The organism is Myxococcus sp. AS-1-15 (assembly GCF_020037055.1).
Taxonomy (GTDB): Bacteria; Myxococcota; Myxococcia; order Myxococcales; family Myxococcaceae; genus Myxococcus; species Myxococcus fulvus.
Genome location: NZ_JAIQDF010000001.1, coordinates 434,947 through 449,313 on the forward strand (window position 1 = coordinate 434,947; position 14,367 = coordinate 449,313).

At 70.9% G+C, this 14,367-nt stretch carries 15 protein-coding genes; 13 read left to right on the plus strand and 2 right to left on the minus strand.

Annotation, left to right across the window (positions count from 1 at the left end):
• The 7 genes from K8625_RS01795 to K8625_RS01825 are packed head-to-tail and all read left to right on the plus strand — an operon-like array spanning position 1 to position 5,899.
• Positions 1-246 carry a hypothetical protein gene (locus K8625_RS01795; RefSeq protein WP_223748485.1) on the plus strand — a complete coding sequence of 82 codons (246 nt, stop codon included), beginning with the start codon at positions 1-3 and terminating at the stop codon, positions 244-246.
• Entirely contained in the window at positions 243-1,484 is a 1,242-nt protein-coding gene (gene lysA / locus K8625_RS01800) for a diaminopimelate decarboxylase (RefSeq protein ID WP_223781664.1), read from the plus strand. The genes K8625_RS01795 and lysA overlap by 4 nt, the downstream gene beginning before the upstream one ends.
• Before the next feature lie 16 nt (positions 1,485-1,500).
• Positions 1,501-2,388 carry a 4-hydroxy-tetrahydrodipicolinate synthase gene (gene dapA / locus K8625_RS01805; RefSeq protein ID WP_223781665.1) on the plus strand — a complete coding sequence of 296 codons (888 nt, stop codon included), beginning with the start codon at positions 1,501-1,503 and terminating at the stop codon, positions 2,386-2,388.
• 52 nt (positions 2,389-2,440) lie between these two features.
• The gene (dapB, locus tag K8625_RS01810; protein ID WP_223748488.1) at positions 2,441-3,256 is read left to right on the plus strand and encodes a 4-hydroxy-tetrahydrodipicolinate reductase; all 816 of its coding nucleotides are present in this window, start codon (positions 2,441-2,443) and stop codon (positions 3,254-3,256) included.
• Positions 3,253-4,026: a fumarylacetoacetate hydrolase family protein gene (locus tag K8625_RS01815; RefSeq protein WP_223748489.1), complete on the plus strand. Its 774-nt coding sequence runs from the start codon at positions 3,253-3,255 to the stop codon at positions 4,024-4,026. Before dapB ends, K8625_RS01815 begins: the two co-directional genes overlap by 4 nt.
• Positions 4,023-4,547 (plus strand): 2-amino-4-hydroxy-6-hydroxymethyldihydropteridine diphosphokinase, encoded by a 525-nt coding sequence (gene folK, locus K8625_RS01820; RefSeq protein ID WP_046715810.1) that lies wholly within the window; start codon positions 4,023-4,025, stop codon positions 4,545-4,547. Before K8625_RS01815 ends, folK begins: the two co-directional genes overlap by 4 nt.
• Positions 4,544-5,899 (plus strand): hypothetical protein, encoded by a 1,356-nt coding sequence (locus K8625_RS01825; RefSeq protein WP_223781666.1) that lies wholly within the window; start codon positions 4,544-4,546, stop codon positions 5,897-5,899. Before folK ends, K8625_RS01825 begins: the two co-directional genes overlap by 4 nt.
• 394 nt (positions 5,900-6,293) lie before the next feature.
• Here K8625_RS01825 and K8625_RS01830 read toward each other — a convergent pair whose 3' ends face one another.
• Positions 6,294-7,352: an SIS domain-containing protein gene (locus K8625_RS01830; protein WP_223748491.1), complete on the minus strand. Its 1,059-nt coding sequence runs from the start codon at positions 7,350-7,352 to the stop codon at positions 6,294-6,296.
• A gap of 150 nt (positions 7,353-7,502) precedes the next feature.
• Between K8625_RS01830 and fsa the strand changes: the two genes are divergently transcribed.
• From fsa to K8625_RS01850, 4 genes are all read left to right on the plus strand, one after another.
• On the plus strand, positions 7,503-8,156 hold the full coding sequence (gene fsa, locus K8625_RS01835; RefSeq protein ID WP_141327363.1) for a fructose-6-phosphate aldolase: 654 nt from the start codon (positions 7,503-7,505) through the stop codon (positions 8,154-8,156).
• 162 nt (positions 8,157-8,318) lie between these two features.
• Positions 8,319-9,455, plus strand: a complete 1,137-nt coding sequence (locus K8625_RS01840; RefSeq protein WP_223781667.1) for an acyl-CoA dehydrogenase family protein — start codon at positions 8,319-8,321, stop codon at positions 9,453-9,455.
• Positions 9,456-9,604: 149 nt separating this feature from the next.
• Entirely contained in the window at positions 9,605-10,402 is a 798-nt protein-coding gene (locus K8625_RS01845) for an electron transfer flavoprotein subunit beta/FixA family protein (protein ID WP_046715805.1), read from the plus strand.
• A gap of 28 nt (positions 10,403-10,430) precedes the next feature.
• Complete coding sequence (locus tag K8625_RS01850) at positions 10,431-11,396, plus strand: electron transfer flavoprotein subunit alpha/FixB family protein (protein ID WP_223781668.1); 966 nt, start codon at positions 10,431-10,433, stop codon at positions 11,394-11,396.
• Between the two features lie 242 nt (positions 11,397-11,638).
• Here K8625_RS01850 and K8625_RS01855 read toward each other — a convergent pair whose 3' ends face one another.
• Positions 11,639-12,205: a cytochrome c oxidase assembly factor Coa1 family protein gene (locus K8625_RS01855; RefSeq protein ID WP_223748494.1), complete on the minus strand. Its 567-nt coding sequence runs from the start codon at positions 12,203-12,205 to the stop codon at positions 11,639-11,641.
• Between the two features lie 177 nt (positions 12,206-12,382).
• Between K8625_RS01855 and K8625_RS01860 the strand changes: the two genes are divergently transcribed.
• A complete protein-coding gene (locus K8625_RS01860; RefSeq protein WP_223748495.1) occupies positions 12,383-13,366 on the plus strand; it encodes a GNAT family N-acetyltransferase in 984 nt (327 codons plus the stop codon).
• A gap of 51 nt (positions 13,367-13,417) precedes the next feature.
• Positions 13,418-14,365, plus strand: coding sequence for a DMT family transporter (locus K8625_RS01865; protein ID WP_223781669.1), 948 nt, complete (start codon positions 13,418-13,420; stop codon positions 14,363-14,365).
• The last annotated feature ends 2 nt before the right edge of the window (positions 14,366-14,367 follow it).

Consider the following 14,367-nt stretch of genomic DNA (forward strand, 5'->3'; position numbering starts at 1 on the left):
ATGAAGCGCGCCCTCTCTTCGCTGAGCATCGCCGCCCTCCTCGTGCTGGGGGTGGTGGCGTGTGGCATCAAGGGCGCGCCCAAGCCGCCGCTGGCGCCGAGCGCGCCCGCGACGGAGACGCCTCCTCCGCCGTCGGACACCGCGCCGACGACGGTGGCGCCCACCGGGCCCTCCGTGTCTCCGACGACGGATGGTGGCGTGGTGACGCCGACCACCACCACCGACGCGGACGCCGGAGTCCCGTGAGCTTCTTCACCTATCGAAAGGGCGTGCTGCACGCGGAAGGCGTGCCGCTGCCCGCCATCGCGGACGCGGTGGGCACGCCCGCCTACGTCTATTCCTCCGCGGCGCTCACCGGCCACTTCAGCGCCGTCGTCGACGCCTTCGGCGAGGCCCGGCCCCTCATCTGCTACTCGGTGAAGGCCAACTCGAACCTCTCCATCCTGCGGCTGTTCGCGGGGCTGGGCGGGGGCTTCGACATCGTCTCCGGCGGAGAGCTGGCCCGCGTGCGGCAGGCGGGCGGCGAGGCCGCGAAGACGGTGTTCGCGGGCGTGGGCAAGACGCCGGAGGAGATGGCGGCCGCGCTGGACGCGGGCCTGCTCCTGTTCAACGTGGAGAGCGCCGAGGAGCTGGAGGCGCTGGACGCGGTGGGCCGGCGGCTCGGGAAGAAGGCGCCGTTCGCCCTGCGCGTGAACCCGGAGGTGGACGCGCGCACGCACCGCTACATCGCCACCGGGCTGAAGACGTCCAAGTTCGGCGTGCCCTTCGAGGAGGCGGTGGCGCTGTACGAACGCTCCAGGAAGATGCGGGGCCTCAAGGCCTTCGGCCTGGACTGTCACATCGGCTCGCAGCTCACGCAGAGCTCGCCGGTGCGCGCGGCGCTCACCAAGGTGGCGGGCCTGTACCGCGAGCTCAAGGCGCGCAAGCACCCGCTGGAGTACCTGGACGTGGGCGGTGGGCTGGGCATCACGTACACGGACGAGACGCCGCCGTCGGTGGCGGAGTACGCGCGCGTGGTGCTCGCGGCCACGAAGGACACGGGCGCGCGGCTGGTGCTGGAGCCCGGGCGCTCGCTGGTGGGCAACGCGGGCGTGCTGCTCACGCGCGTGCTGTACCGCAAGCAGACCCCGGCCAAGCGCTTCGCCATCGTCGATGCGGGCATGAATGACTTGCTGCGCCCGGCCCTCTACGAGGCCCACCACGGCTTCGTCCCGCTGGTGAAGCGGCGGGGCAAGGAAGTGGAGGTGGATGTGGTGGGGCCGGTGTGTGAGTCCACCGACGTGCTGGCCCAGGCGCGCTCCCTGGTCCTCCCCCAGCCGGGCGAGCTGTATGCCTTCCTCAGCGCCGGGGCTTACGGCATGAGCATGGCTTCCAACTACAACTCCCGCCCCCGTCCGGCGGAGGTGCTGGTGGCCGAGGGGGCCTGGCGGGTGGTGCGGGAGCGCGAGCGCACCGAGGATCTCTGGCGCGGCGAGCGGGCCTGAACATATAAGCGCCGGCATGAAGACCTTCGAAGGCTCCATGACGGCGTTGGCCACCCCGTTCCGCAACGGCGCGCTCGACGAGTCGGCCTACCGGGCGCTGGTGCGGCAGCAGCTCGAGGGCGGCACCAGCGTGCTCATCCCCATGGGCACCACGGGTGAGTCGGTCACCATGTCCGCGGACGAGCGCGCCCGCGCGGTGCGCGTGGTGGTGGAGGAGTCGAAGGGCCGGGCCCTGGTGGTCGGCGGCGCGGGCTCCAACAACACCGCCGAGGTCATCGAGGGCGTGGCGCGCGTGCGGGACGCGGGCGCGGACGGCACGCTCATCGTCACGCCGTACTACAACAAGCCCACGCAGGCGGGCCTGGTGGAGCACTTCCGCGCGGTGGCCAGGGCGCACCCGGGCTTCCCCATCATCGCGTACAACGTCCCCGGCCGCACCGGCGTGGACCTGCTGCCGGAGACGGTGCAGCGGCTGTGCGACTTCCCGGAGGTGGTGGCCATCAAGGAGGCCACCGGCAACATGGCCCGGGCGGTGGACATCCTGGAGAAGTGCGGCGAGCGGCTGACGCTGCTGTCCGGTGACGACTTCACCGTGCTGCCCTTCATCGCCTGCGGCGGCAAGGGCGTCATCTCCGTGTCGTCCAACGTGGCGCCCCGGATGATGGCGGACCTGGTGGCGTCCGCGCGGGCCGGCGACATCGCCCGCGCGCGCGAGCTCCAGGTGAAGCTCAACCCCCTCCACCGGCTGCTCTTCGTGGAGTCCAGCCCCATCCCCGTGAAGTGGGGCCTGCACCTGCTGGGCCTCTTCGGGCCGGAGGTGCGGCTGCCGCTGGTGCCCATGACGGAGCCCAACGCGACGAAGCTCGCCGAGGAGCTGCGTCAGCTGGGCCTGCTGAAGCACTGAAGCCGCTCTGCCGAGCGCCACACGCCACGACACGCCAGGAGCGCGGCCCACCATGATTCGCACCGTCATCACCGGCATCACCGGACGCATGGGCAGCACGCTCTTGCGCCTGTCGCGCGACGCGGAGGACCTCCAGGTCGTCGGCGCCACGGAGCGGCCCGGCAGCGCCTCGGTGGGCCTGGACGCGGGGCTTGCGGCGCGCATCGGCGCGCTCGAGGTGCAGGTGTCCGACGACCTGGGCCGCGCGCTGGATGCGGCCAAGGCGGACGTGGTCATCGACTTCACCAGCGCGGAGGTCAGCGTGGCCCACGCGAAGGCGTGCGCCGAGCGCGGCGTGGCCTTCGTGTGCGGCTCCACCGGCTTCTCTCCGGAGGCGTCGCAGGCGCTGGCCGAGAGCGCGAAGCAGGTGCCCATCGTCGCCGCGCCGAACATGTCGGTGGGCGTCAACCTGGTCATCCGCGTGGCCGCGGAGCTGGCGCGTGTCCTGGGCCCGGGCTTCGACGTGGAGGTGCTGGAGGCGCACCACCGGATGAAGAAGGACGCGCCCAGCGGCACGGCGCTGCGGCTGGCGGAGGTGCTCGCCTCCGCGCTGGGCCGCACGCAGGACGACCTGACGTTCGCGCGCCACGGGCAGACGGGCGCGCGCCCCGCGAAGGAGATTGGCGTGCAGACGCTGCGCGGGGGGGATGTGGTGGGCGAGCACACCGTGTACTTCTTCGGCGAGGGCGAGCGCATCGAGCTGACGCACCGGGCGACCAGCCGCGACCAGTTCGGGCTGGGGGCGCTGCGCGCGGCGCGCTGGGTGGTGGGCCGCCCGCCGGGGCTGTATGACATGGCCGACGTGCTCGGCTTCCAGAGGACTTCATGACGACCGCCCGCTACTGCCGCTTCCTCTACGAGGGCCGCGCGCACCACGGCCGCGTCGAGGGCACCGAGGTGGTGGTGCTCTCCTCGGCGCCCTGGCTGACCGGCGTCAAGGACACGGGCATCCGCCGCTCGCTGTCCGCGGTGACGCTGCTGGTGCCCGCGGACGCGTCGAAGGTCGTCTGCATCGGCCAGAACTACCGCAAGCACGCGGAGGAGATGGGCAAGCCCGTGCCCGTCGAGCCGCTCATCTTCACCAAGCCCTCCACCGCGCTCAACGGCCCCCGCTCCCCCATCCGCATCCCCAAGGCGAGCCAGGAGGTGCACTTCGAGGCGGAGCTGGCGCTCGTCATCGGCGAGAAGCTCAAGAACGCCGACGAGATGACCGCCGCGCGCGCCATCTGGGGCCTGACGTGCTTCAACGACGTCACCGCGCGGGACATCCAGAAGCGCGAGACGCAGCACACGCGCGCCAAGGGCTACGACACCTTCGCGTGTGCGGGGCCGTGGGCGGTGACGGGCCTGTCGCCCGCCGACCTCCAGATTTCCTGCCGGGTGAACGGGCAGGTGCGCCAGGACAGCCGCACCTCCGACATGGTGTTCAGCCCCGCTCGCCTGGTGTCGTTCATCTCCCACATCATGACGCTGCTCCCAGGGGACATGATTTCCACCGGCACGCCCTCGGGAGTGGGGAAGCTTGCGGCCGGTGACTCGGTTGAAGTGGAAATCGAGGGAATCGGGACGCTGCTCAATCCAGTTGAGCTGGAGCCGTGAGCACCATCGTCTACGTCGGGTTGGGCTCGAACGAGGGGGACCGCGAGTCCCACCTGGTCGCCGCCCTCACCGCGCTGTCCCGCATCGATGCGGTGGCGGTGCTTCGTTGTTCCTCTCTTTTCGACAGCGCCCCCGTCGGGCCGCCGCAGCCGCGCTATCTCAACGCGGTGGTGGCCCTGGACTGCGCGCTGTCCCCGCAGCGCCTGTTGGTCATCCTCCAGCAGATTGAGAAGGACCTGGGCCGGCGCCGCGAGCAGCACTGGGGCCCGCGCACCATCGACCTGGACATCCTCTTCTGGGAGGGCCAGGTGGTGGCGGACCCGCACCTCCAGGTGCCGCACCTTGAATTGCACAAGCGTCGCTTCGCGCTGGAGCCGTTGGCGGAGCTGGCGCCGGACCTGCTGCACCCCGTGTTGGGGACGACGGTGAAGGAGCTCCTCGGGAAACTCGCCCCGCAGGATGTCCGCAGGAGTGAAGCCACCTGGTGGCCCGAAGCGAGCCTGCCGAGCAACGAGACATGAACCTCTCCCTGGCCCTGGCCACCGCGGCGCTGCTCGCCGCCGAGCCCTCTTCTCTGCCCCCTGGTCACCCGCCCGTCCCCCCGGGGACGCAGGCGTCCCCCACCGCGCCGTCCATGGGCGCGGGGGGCGCGCTGCCGCAAGGGCATCCTCCGCTCGAAGGGCAGACGCCGACGTCTCCGGACGCGCTGCCCTCGGGGCACCCGCCGCTGTCGGGCACGGGCAAGGCGCCTCCGTCCGCGGACGAACTGCTGCGTCAGCTCGACTCCACGGAGGGGCTGAAGGGGCGCGAGAAGACGTTCGAGATCGCCGCGTCGCTGGGCCGGCTGTACTACGTGAACGGCCGCAACGTGGACGCGGACACGTACCTGCAGCAGGCCGAGGAGCGCGCGAAGCCGGTGCGCGACCTGTTCCTGGCGCAGAAGAAGAAGCTGGGCAAGACGCCGGTGCCGACGGCGGAGGCCGCGAAGTGTGGCTTCACGCCGGGCCAGCCGCTGGAGGCGATGGGGCAGGTGGCGAGCGAGCGCGCGAAGAAGGGTGACGCGGCGGGCGCGGCGGCCTGTGCTCGCGCGGCGCTGGAGCCCGTGCTGGAGACGGGGGTCATGCGCGCCAACGCGCTGTACCTGGGCGGAGATTCGGCGGCGGCGCTGGCGGCGTACGGCGCGGTGCTGGAGGTGGAGCCCCGGCACGAGGAGGCGCTCTACGGGCGCGCCTCGGTGTTGTTCGAGACGAAGGGCGAGGACCTGGCGGCGCTGAAGCAGGCGCACGAGGGCTTCGAGGCGGTGCAGGCCCTCAACCCCAACTCCGCGCGCGCGGCCACGGCGAAGCGGATGTCGGCGCTGGTGGACGAGACGGTGAAGGCGGGTGGGCGCGCGAAGCTGCTCGCGGCGCGCGCCGAGGACCGCCGCATCCGGTTGTCGCAGGCGCTGGCCGCCGCTCCCGCGCAGGACGCGCCGCGTCCGCTGACGCCGGAGATGGTGGACGCGGTGAAGAACACCGAGCGCACGCCGGAGCTGGAGCAGGGCCTGACGAAGCTGGTGGAGGAGGGTGAGGAGCACCTGGCGAAGGGGCGCTTCCAGGAGGCGCTCGGCAACTACACGCGTGTGGTGCCCTTCCAGCCGGAGAACGGCCGCGCGAAGGCGGGCATGGCGTGGGCGCTGGTGGGCCTGGGGCGGCCCATGGCCGCGCGCGTGTGGGGCGTGGCGGTGCAGTCGGACCCGGCGTCGGTGGAGAAGCTGGGCGACATGCTGCTCGAGAAGGGTGACGCCAAGGGCGCCAAGGCGCTCTGGGAGAAGCTGTCCTCGGACGCGCCCGACTACAACAAGGCCGGCCTCCAGGCGAAGCTGTCGCGGTAGGTGTCAGCTGGGCCCGCACCGCCAAGAGGCGGTGCAATGGGCTCGTGGCATCGCGGGGAATCCCGCCCGTCGCGAGATGCCAGGATGTGCACCGTGTGGTCCGCACTGCGTCGGCGGTGCGTTGACGCTGGTGGTGGAGGTCCGTCCGTCCAGGCGAGCGAGATCGATGCTGACGCGGGCGCTGCCTGGGGGCGCTGGCCCTGGCGAACGCAGGGGCGTCCGTACCGTTCAGGGATGCCGGTGCTTGCGCGGGCGCGGCACCACCGAGTTGATGCGATGGCGCCGTGCTTTGAGTCCACACGCGGCGAGGTGCTCCTTGAGGCGCGCGTGGGTGGCACGAACCCACGGACCCCTCCGGTGGGTACGTCGGCGAGCGCCCGCGCGTCGCGGCCCGTCAGACGAACTTCGCGGCGAGCAGGTCCTGCACGTCGAGCAGGCCCACGGCGCGGCCCTCGACGTCCACCACGGGCAGCTGGTCCACCTTCAGCTCGCGCATCTGCGCGGTGGCCGAGAGCGCCAGCGTCTCCGGCGTCACGCAGCGCGGCTGCTTGCCCATCACGTCGCGCACCTGGATCTTGAAGTCGGTGAGCCCCTGCTCCACGCGGCGGCGCAGGTCGCCGTCCGTGAAGATGCCCACCAGCCGCCCCGTGCGGTCCACCACGCAGGCCGCGCCCGGCCGGCCCGGTGTCTTCGTCATCACCCCCACCACCTCCGACAGCGTGGCGGTGTCGCGCACCAGCGGGTTGGCGGGCCCCGTGCGCATCAGCTCGAACACGCGCTGCACCGAGCGGCCCAGCTTCCCACCCGGGTGGAGCAGCGCGTAGTCATCCGTCCCGAACGGCCGCGAGCGCAGCACCGCCATCGTGAGCGCGTCCCCCAACGCATGCAGCGCCGCCGTGGACGCCGTGGGGACCAGCCCCATCGGACACGCCTCCTCGATGTGGCCAATCTCCAGCACCACGTCCGAGCCACGCGCCAGCGCGCTCTGCGTGTCCGCCGTCAACGCGATGACCGGCGTGGCCATGCGCTTGAACGACGGGAGCAGCCGCACCAGCTCCTCCGTGGAGCCGCTGTTCGACAACGCCAGGATGACATCCCCGCGCGCCACCCGGCCCAGGTCCCCGTGCACCGCCTCCGCGGGGTGCAGGAACACCGAGCGGACACCCGTGGACGCGAGCGTGGCGGAGAGCTTCTGGCCGATGTGGCCCGCCTTCCCCATGCCCGTCACGATGACCTGTCCCTGACACTCGCGCACCAGCCGCACCGCGCGCACGAAGGGCGCGCCCAGCCGCGCCGTCACGCCGAGGATGGCGCGCGACTCCGCCTCCAGCACGTCGCGCGCGCACGCGAGCAGGGCCTCGTCGTCCAGCTCGGACGTGGGGGCCGGGGTGGAGCGGCCGGGGAGGGCGCGCAGACGGGGCTTCTTGGCGGCGGAGCGTGGGGAGCGGGCCATGGCGACGGCTTCGCCTTCTACCTCCCACTCCCGCCTGGGGCCACCCTTGACGCGTGGGGGGGCATCGGTTACGCGCCTGCTCGCCCGGCTCCCTCGGAGCCGACCCCATCCCTCGCCCTCATTCGCGGGCCCATCCAGGAGAGTGACCAGATGAAGTTCTTCATCGACAGCGCGGACGTGGAGGAGATTCGCAAGGCCCACGCGATGGGCTGCGTGGACGGCGTGACGACGAACCCCTCGCTCCTGGCCAAGGTCGGCCGCGGCCTCGAGGAGACCATCCGCGAAATCTGCTCCATCGTCGACGGCCCCATCAGCGCCGAGGCCGTCTCCCTGGACGCCGAGGGGCTCATCGCCGAGGGCCGCACCCTGGCGAAGATCCACGACAACGTCGTGGTGAAGATTCCCATGGGCGTCGAGGGCGTGAAGGCCGTCAAGGCGCTCACCGCCGAGGGCATCCGCACCAACGTCACCCTCATCTTCTCCGCCAACCAGGCCCTGCTGTGCGCCAAGGCCGGCGCCACCTACGTGTCGCCCTTCGTCGGCCGGCTGGACGACATCTCCCAGGACGGCATGGAGCTCATCTCCAACATCCTGGAGATTTATCAGAACTATGACTTCGACACGCAGGTGCTCGTCGCCAGCGTGCGCAACCCCGTCCACGTGCTCCAGTCCGCTCGCATGGGCGCCCACGTCGCCACGCTGCCGTACAACGTCATCACCCAGCTGGCCAACCACCCGCTGACCGACGCGGGCATCAAGAAGTTCCTCGCGGATTGGGAAAAGGTCCCCAAGGCCGCGAAGTAATCACGTGCCTCGTCCCCGGGTGCCAGAGGACAGGCCCCCGGGGCGTCGGCCGACCCCCCGCGCACCACTCACTTCCCAGGCGGGTTGGGCTGGAGATTTCTCGTGACGGCATGTATTCGTTGACTCCCGAGTCAACACGTCGACCCCATCACGAGGAATCTCATGGAATTCGAGCTCTCCGAGGACCAGCGCGCGCTGCAGCAGACGGCGCGGAAGTACGCCCGCGAGGTCGTCCGCCCCAAGGCGGCGCACTACGATGAGACGGCGACGTTCCCTCGGGACCTGCTGGCCACCGCGTTCGAGCTGGGCCTGCTGAACATGGCCATCCCGTCCGAGTACGGCGGGGTGGGCCTGTCGCACCTGGACCAGACCATCGTCGCGGAGGAGCTCAGCTGGGGCTGCGCGGGGGTGGCCACGTCCATCATCGCCAACGACCTGGCCAACCTGCCCATCATCCTCGCGGCCACCGACGAGCAGAAGAAGCGCCTGCTCGGCCACTTCGCCGAGAAGCTGAAGTTCTCCTCGTTCTGCCTCACCGAGCCCGAGGCCGGCAGTGACGTGGCCAACATGCAGACCACGGCGCGCCGCGAGGGTGACGAGTACGTCATCAACGGCGCGAAGTGCTTCATCACCAACGGTGGTCACGCCGAGCAGTACACGGTGTTCGCCACCGTGGACAAGGCGAAGAAGCACAAGGGCATCACCTGCTTCGTCGTCGAGGGCCGCCCCAAGGGGCTGTCCGTCAGCAAGCACGAGAACAAGATGGGCCAGCGCGCCAGCGACACCGTGTCGCTCACGTTCGAGGACGTGCGCGTGCCGGTGGCAAATCGCATCGGCGAGGAGGGCCAGGGCTTCGCCATCGCCATGGCCACGCTGGACAACAGCCGCCCGCTGACCGCCATGTTCTCCGTGGGCATCGCCCGCGCCGCGCTCGAGCACTCCATGGAGTACGCCTCGCAGCGCAAGACGTTCGGCAAGCCCATCATCGAGCACCAGGCCATCCAGTTCATGATTGCCGACATGGCCATGAACACCCACGCGGCCCGCATGCTCACCTACGAGAGCGCGTGGCTGTTGGACCAGGGCAAGCGCAACACCCTCCAGTCCAGCTACGCCAAGTCCTTCGCCGCCGACATGGCCATGAAGGTCGCCACCGACGCGGTCCAGGTCTACGGCGGCTACGGGTACATCAAGGAGTACCCCGTGGAGAAGCTGATGCGCGACGCGAAGCTCATCCAGGTGTACGAGGGGACCAGCCAGGTCCAGCGCCTCGTCATCGCTCGAGAACTGTTCAAGTAGAAAAGCAGAACTGGGCCCGGCGGCCGTTTCCCGTTGCCGCCGTGGTGCCCGGATGCCTATTAACCCAGGCCGTTCGCGCGTCGCGTCAATCCAAGCGCGCCGGACTGTTTTCCAGCCTTCTAAAACGCCTCCCGCAAGGAGAAGCCGCCGTGAAGATCCTCGTCACCGCCAAGCGCGTGGAAGACCCCGAGTCGAAAATCAAGGTGAAGCCCGATGGCTCGGGCATCGTCCAGGAGGGGCTCAAGTACAAGATCAACCCCTTCGATGAGATTGGCGTGGAGGAAGGCCTCCGGCTCGTCGCCAAGCACCAGGGTGAAGTGGTGGTGGTGTCCATCGGCGGCAAGGAGGTGCAGGAGCAGCTGCGCCACGCGCTGGCCATGGGCGCGCACCGCGCCGTGTGGGTGAACCACACGGGCCCGTTGGATCAGCTGGGCATCGCCGGCCTGCTCCAGAAGGTGACCGAGAAGGAGAAGCCGGACCTGGTCATCCTGGGCAAGCAGTCCATCGACGACGACCAGAACCAGGTGGGCCAGTACCTGGCCGAGTTCCTGGGCTGGGGCCAGGCCACGTTCGCCTCCAAGGTGGAGTCGCTGGAGAGCGCCGAGGAGAAGAACAAGGAGCCGGCCGTCAAGCTCACCGCGGACAAGAAGGCCGTCCAGGTGGTGCGCGAGGTCGACAACGGGCTCGCGACGCTGGAGTGCCAGCTGCCCGCCGTCGTCACCACGGACCTGCGCCTGAACCAGCCGCGCTACGCGAGCCTGCCGGGCATCATGAAGGCCAAGAGCAAGCCTATCGAGGAGCTGACGCCGGCGGGGCTTGGCGTGGACGTGGCCCCGAAGATCCAGGTGCTGAAGCTGGCGTCTCCGCCCGCGCGCAAGGCCGGCATCAAGGTGCCGGACGTGGCCACGCTGGTGGACAAGCTGCGCAACGAGGCGAAGGTCGTCTAACCCTCTCGGAAGATACGGAGACACTCCAATGCCAATCGTTCTCATCGTCGCCGAGCAGCAGCCGGACGGGAACCTCCGCAAGGCCTCCCTGAACGCCATCACCGCGGGCAAGCAGCTCGCGGACAAGGCCGGGGCGGAGTTGCACATCGCCATCCTCGGCAAGGACCCGGCCAAGGTGGCCGAGGAGCTCAAGGGCACCGGCGCCAAGGCCGTGCACGTGGGCGCCGCCGCGGAGCTGGAGCACTACCTGGCGGAGACGTACGCCCCCGCGCTCGCCGCGCTCGCCACCGAGCTCAAGGCGGACTTCGTGGGCATGGCGTCCACCGCGCAGGGCAAGGACCTGATGCCCCGCCTCGCCGCGCGTCTGAAGGCCGCCATGGCCACGGACATCACGGGCCTGGGTGGCTCGGGCGCGGACATCACCTTCCACCGCCCGATGTGGGCCGGCAACGTGTTCGCCGAGGTGAAGCTCACCACGCCGGTCAAGGTGTTCACCGTGCGCGCCACGGAGTTCACCGCGGCCGCCGGTGGCCAGGGCGCCGCCGAGGTGAAGACCTTCGCGCCGAAGATCGAGGCCTCCAAGACGAAGTTCGTCGAGTTCAAGGAAGTGAAGAGCGCTCGCCCGGAGCTGACCGAGGCGCGCGTCGTCGTCTCCGGTGGCCGTGGCACCAAGGGCGACTTCAAGGAGATCGAGGCGCTGGCCGATGACCTGGGCGCCGCGGTGGGCGCGTCCCGCGCGGTGTGCGACGCGGGTTGGGTTCCCAACGACCTGCAGGTCGGTCAGACGGGCAAGGTCGTGGCGCCGGCGCTGTACATCGCCGCGGGCATCAGCGGCGCCATCCAGCACCTGGCGGGCATGAAGAGCTCGAAGACCATCGTCGCCATCAACAAGGACGCCGAGGCCCCCATCTTCCAGGTGGCGGACTACGGCATCGTCGCGGACCTGTTCAAGGTCCTCCCCGAGCTGCGCTCGGAGCTGCAGAAGCTGAAGTAGCGCTTCGGGCCCGTTCGGGCTGACGAGGGGCGGGAGTGGGGACCTCAGGGCTCCCACGCTCGCCCCTTCGTCGTTTCCGGGGGCACACCCGACGGCGGGCGAGCACGCCCCCGTGGGCTTGCAGGGGCGCAGGGCGGGCGAGGCCCATGGTCGCGAGGCACTCGCCCCACGCCCCGTGGGCTTCCAGGGGGGGCGCGGGCGGGGCGCATGGCCGCGCAGCGCCCGCGCGCCTTGTCGTGTCGCTACAGCTCGATGTCGCTGTCGCGGCCACCGCGGGCCGGGACGTTCTCGTCGGCGCCGGGGGGCTCCGGGGGAGGCGGCAGCGGCTCGTCGTCCTCGGGCGTCTCCTCGCTGGGGAACGCGTCGGGGGCATCGGGCGCGTCGTCACGCAGGTCGATGCGGCTGCCGTCCTCCAGCTCCACGGCGAGCGTGTCGTAGCGCCACTCGTCCTCGCCCTGCTTCGTCGCGTCGATGAAGAGCGTGCCGTCGGCCTGCGGGCCATCCAGGGGGATGGTGAACTTCGCGTGTGTCTGGCCGTTGATGGACTGGACCGCCGACTGCTTCGGCAGGCCCGTCTGGATGGGAGTGCCGAGCGCGCGTCGCACCTGCGCGTCGGACTGGGCGATGGCCACCGCGTCCGTGTACGCGCCCATGTTGCTCAGCGACTTCATGCCGAGCCCCACCATCGCGAAGCCCAGGCAGCCGCACGAGGCCAGCAGGCCCAGGCAGCCCACGGGCACCACCCACTTCCAGTTCCGACTCCACCAACCCCGCTGCGGCACCAGCGAGCCCTCGGGCGTCGCGTCCATGACCTCACTCCTCCTTGCGCCGCCCTCCGGCCGGTGGGTGGCGTCCTCCTCTTAGCGGGACCCAGGGGCGGTTGATAGGGCCGGGTCCGGGTCGGTTGGTGTGGGAGAGCGAAGGGGCTACATTCCGGCGGACGAGGGGAAGGCACGAGCAGGGCCGGACTTCCCCGGAGGTGGCGTGTGCCGCCGCGGAAGACGCCTTCCACCGAGGTGCTGCTGGACGTGCTGAGGGCGCTGCCACCCGGGCAGAAGCTCTGGGTGCGCGGTGTGGGCGGGGGCCTGTTCCCGCTGCTACGCGCCGGTGACTCGGTGCGGGTGCTGCGCTGCGGGCCGGACGAGACGGCGCGTGGTGACGTGGTGCTGGTGCGCCAGGGGCGGATGCTGACGGCCCAGGTGGTGGTGGCCACCCAGCCGTGGAGCACGGCGCCGCTGCTGGGCGCCGAGGAGCGGTCGGACGGGGAGCTGCTGGGGCGCGCCGTCGCGCTGCGGCGTGGAAGGTGGCTGCTCCCGCTGCCCCGGCCCTTGGGTCCGGCGCTGTGGGTGACGCAGTGGACGCTGGCGACCGCGTGGGCACAGCCCCGGACCCGGCTAGTCTATCGGGGCGTGCGGGACTTCTTCTTCTCCAACTGGTCCAGGCCCCTGCGGCGCCACCTGGTGGGGCCGCTGGAGATACGCCTGCTGCGGGCCGAGGATTTGGACGCGCTCGTCACCTTCGCGAGCGAGCGCTTGGTCGTCTCCGCCAGCTTCCTGCGCCGGCAGCTCCAAGAGCGCTGGGGCCTGGAGCCGACCCAGCGGCGGGGCGCGGCGGCGGGCGCGCTGGACTCGAAGGGGCGGCTGCACGGCTTCGCGTGGGTGGACTCGTATCGCCAGGAGGGGTTGCCCCTGGACGGCGTCTGGGTGCGCTCGCTGGTGGTGGCGCCGCAGGCCCGGCGGATGGGTGTGGCGACGCAGCTGCTGGAGTGCCTGCTGGAGGAGTCCCACCGACAGGGCGAGCCGAGCGTGCAGGCGGACGTGGACGAGGACAACGCCGCGTCGCTGAAGACCTTCGAGGGCCTGGGCTTCCGCCTCGCCACGGAGGCGCTGACCCGGCGCACGAACGAGGCGTGGGACGCGGCGGGTCGCTCCAAGCGCCTGGTCGTCCTGGAGCGGGCCTCCGCGCCCTGACGCGACGGGGGTTGCGCGGCACGCCGGGGTAGGCGAAACGTCGTGCCCTCCGTGAGCGCCTCGACTCCCGACAGCCTGGGCCGTGAGCCATCCTTCCTGGCGAGACTCCGGGGTCTCCAGGCGGACGGCGCGCTCGTCTTCATCACCCTCATCTGGGGTGTCACCTTCGTGGTGGTGAAGGACGCGCTGAGCTACGCGGACCCGTTCACCTTCCTGTCGCTGCGCTTCGGGGTGGGCGCGGTGGCGCTGAGCGCGCTCGCGGGCCGGCAGGTGTTGAACCCGAGGAACCTGCGCCACGGCGCGCTGCTGGCGACGTTCCTGTTCCTGGGCTTCGCGCTCCAGACGTGGGGGCTGACGTTCACCACGCCGTCGCGCTCGGCGTTCATCACCGGGATGTGCGTGCTGTTCGTGCCGCTGCTGACGCTGCTGGTGTTCCGGCGGGCGCCGAAGCCCGCGGCGCTGGTGGGCGTGGCGCTGTCGGCGGCGGGGCTCTACCTGCTCACCAGGCCCGCGCCGGGGGAGGGCGGCGGGTGGTTGAACCTGGGGGAGCTGCTGTCGCTCGGCTGCGCGGTGGCGTACGCGGCGCACATCACCTTCACGGAGCGGTACGCGTCGAAGGAGGGCGTGCTGGGGATGGTGGCGGTGCAGCTGTGGGGCGTGGCGCTGATGTCCGCGGCGTGCCTGCCCTTCGTCACGCGCAGGGTGGAGTGGCAGCCCTCGCTGGTGATGGCGGTGCTGGTGTGTGGCCTGTTGCCCAGCGCGTTCGCCATCAGCGTGCAGACGTGGGCGCAGGCGCGCACGTCCGCGGTGCGCGCGGCGGTCATCTACGCGCTGGAGCCGGTGTTCGCGTCCATCTACTCGGTGGTGCTGGGCTACGAGCGGCTGGGCGCGCCGGAGGCGATGGGCGGCGGGCTCATCCTCCTGGGTGTGCTGGTGGCGGAGCTGGGCTCACCGGCCTGGGCGTGGTGGAAATCACGCGGAGTCCAAGGGCCGGGCTGACG